The sequence below is a fragment of the Streptomyces sp. NPDC057474 genome (assembly GCF_042802555.1).
Classification (GTDB): domain Bacteria; phylum Actinomycetota; class Actinomycetes; order Streptomycetales; family Streptomycetaceae; genus Streptomyces.
Map to the genome: position 1 here is coordinate 1 of NZ_JBHVDX010000494.1, position 1466 is coordinate 1466.

A 1466-nucleotide genomic window follows, 5' to 3' on the forward strand; every position below is an offset into this window, starting at 1 on the left:
CGCACCCGAACCAGCCACTTCGCAGCACTTCGCCCCGCCGAGCTCATGCTCAACGGGGCGAAGCAGGACCAGCCCCCGAATTAACCAACAGCGTCGTTCAGCTCCCCGGGGGCCTTCGCTCGTCCTCCCGTGCGAACACCTGCAGCAGCCACGACGAGAACGACCCCGTCACCGCCCCGAGCAGCGCGAGACCGCACGCCATCAGGCCCACGGCGATCAATCGCCCCATCGGGGTCACGGGCGTGACGTCTCCGTACCCCACCGTCGCGAGCGTGGCGCAGGTCCACCACACGGAGTCCCCGAAGGTCAGGATCGTCGCGTCGGGTGCCGCGTGTTCCTGCTGGTAGACGGCGAGGGCGCCGGTGAAGCCGAGCAGGGTCGCCGACAGGCCCGCGTAGACGGCCACGCGCGCGTGCAGCGAGAGCCGGGGCCGGTCGTGGTGACGCTGCACGGTGTCGTGGATCTGCACAACGCGCAGGGGCCGCAGCAGCGGCAGTACCAGCACGAGGGTGTCGAGCCAGTGGACGCGGACGAATCTCGGCCCCAGCCCGCTCAGCCGCCAGCGCACCGCATAGTCGAGGGCGAAGACCGCCCAGGTCAGCAGGGTCACCGTGAGACAGAGGTCGAGCCAGCCCCGGGGGAGGCTGTGGGCGAGCACCCGTACTGCGTAGGAGGCGAGGAAGAGGGCCGAGGCCCCGGCGAGGACGCGTCCAATGCGCCGCTCCCAACGGAGCGCGGGGCTGTCGTGGTCCATCGCCTCAGCTTGGCCCCGCCCGTCCCGCCCCGGTACCCGGCGACACGCCGCGAACGGGCGAAGCCATATCATGCACTGCATGACGAGTGAGCCGGAGCAGCAGATCGGAGTGGGAACGCAGGACGCGTTCCAGCGCCTGTGGACGCCCCATCGGATGGCGTACATCCAGGGTGAGAACAAGCCGACCGGCCCCGGTGCCGACGACGGCTGTCCGTTCTGCTCGATCCCGGCCAAATCGGATGAGGACGGCCTGATCATCAGGCGCGGGGAGCATGTGTACGCGGTGCTCAACCTCTACCCGTACAACGGCGGCCACCTCATGGTCGTGCCCTACCGGCACGTCGCCGACTACACGGATCTCACCGAACCGGAGACCACCGAGCTGGCCGAGCTGACCAAGCAGTCCATGACCGCCCTGCGCACCGCCTCCGGTGCCCACGGCTTCAACATCGGCATGAACCAGGGCACGGTGGCGGGGGCCGGCATCGCGGCGCACCTTCATCAACACATCGTGCCCAGGTGGGGCGGCGACACCAACTTCATGCCGGTGGTCGGCCACACGAGGATTTTGCCTCAACTACTGGCCGATACGCGGAAGATGCTGGCTGACGCCTGGCCGACGGTGTAACTGCCGGGCGGGTGCTGGTTCGTCTGCGGGTGCGTGGGGCTTCTCGCGCGGTTCCCCGCGCCCCTGAAAGGCACGGCCCTGCGG

General features: G+C 69.3%; 2 protein-coding genes. One reads left to right on the plus strand and one right to left on the minus strand.

Annotated elements, in window-relative coordinates; translation table 11 throughout:
- Positions 1-97: 97 nt before the first annotated feature.
- Positions 98-754, minus strand: coding sequence for a potassium channel family protein (locus ACFU53_RS48015; protein WP_384007002.1), 657 nt, complete (start codon positions 752-754; stop codon positions 98-100).
- A 67-nt stretch (positions 755-821) separates the two neighbouring features.
- Between ACFU53_RS48015 and ACFU53_RS48020 the strand changes: the two genes are divergently transcribed.
- Positions 822-1382, plus strand: a complete 561-nt coding sequence (locus tag ACFU53_RS48020; protein WP_384007004.1) for an HIT family protein — start codon at positions 822-824, stop codon at positions 1380-1382.
- Positions 1383-1466 lie beyond the last annotated feature (84 nt).

Excerpts from the sequence above, each read along its gene's own strand:
- ACFU53_RS48015 (WP_384007002.1), bottom strand. The coding sequence starts at position 754 with ATGGACCACGACAGCCCCGCGCTCCGTTGGGAGCGGCGCATTGGACGC.